Source organism: Bradyrhizobium sp. 31Argb, from assembly GCF_043638955.1.
GTDB lineage: Bacteria > Pseudomonadota > Alphaproteobacteria > Rhizobiales > Xanthobacteraceae > Bradyrhizobium.
In genome coordinates this window covers 1-720 of record NZ_JBEGDB010000671.1, presented here as the reverse complement: position 1 = coordinate 720, position 720 = coordinate 1, and the positions used below count along the sequence as shown (strand labels likewise).

1 protein-coding gene is annotated in these 720 nt (G+C 59.9%); it reads left to right on the top strand.

The features are described 5' to 3' along the window. Positions 1 to 651: IS630 family transposase (locus AAFX91_RS42205; protein WP_394570413.1), on the top strand; the 651-nt coding region annotated here is incomplete at its 5' end. Positions 652 to 720 lie beyond the last annotated feature (69 nt).

The window sequence follows — 720 nt, the reverse complement described above, 5'->3', positions numbered from 1 at the left end:
GTCGCCCGCATGGAGGACGTGCTCGATCTCTATGCTGAAGCGCCGGATCCCGAGCGGCCCCTGGTCTGCTTCGACGAAACCCCCGTCCAGCTAATCGGCGAGGTGCGTCAGCCGATCCCGGCCCAACCGGGACAGCGCGAGCGCTACGATTACGAATATCGCCGCAACGGCACCGTCAATCTCTTCGTCACCTTCGATCCGCATCGCGGCTGGCGCAACGTCAAGGTTACAGACCGCCGCGCTGCCGTAGACTACGCGCACTGCATGCGCGAACTCGTCGACGTCCATTATCCCGATGCCCCCTGCATCCGTGTCGTGCAGGACAATCTGTCGATCCATACCGCCGGCGCGCTGTATCAAGCATTCGCGCCTGCCGAGGCCCGTCGCATCCTGCGCCGCCTCGAATTCCACTACACTCCGAAACACGCCAGTTGGCTCAACATGGTCGAGTGCGAGATCAGCGTTCTGCAACGCCAATGTCTCGGCCGCCGCATCGACGACCCCAAAAGGCTCCGAAAAGAGATCGCAGCATGGCAGCGGCAGCGAAATAAAACGCGAGACCGCATCAAATGGATGTTCACAACCGACAAAGCCCGCGCCAAACTCCGCCGCGCCTATCCCGCTGCAGCCAAAGAGTCAAAACCACTGTGATGAACCACTAGGCCGTGTGGACTCTTGGGATTCTCAAATCAGATTGAACGTGATTCAAGGCTTTCTTTT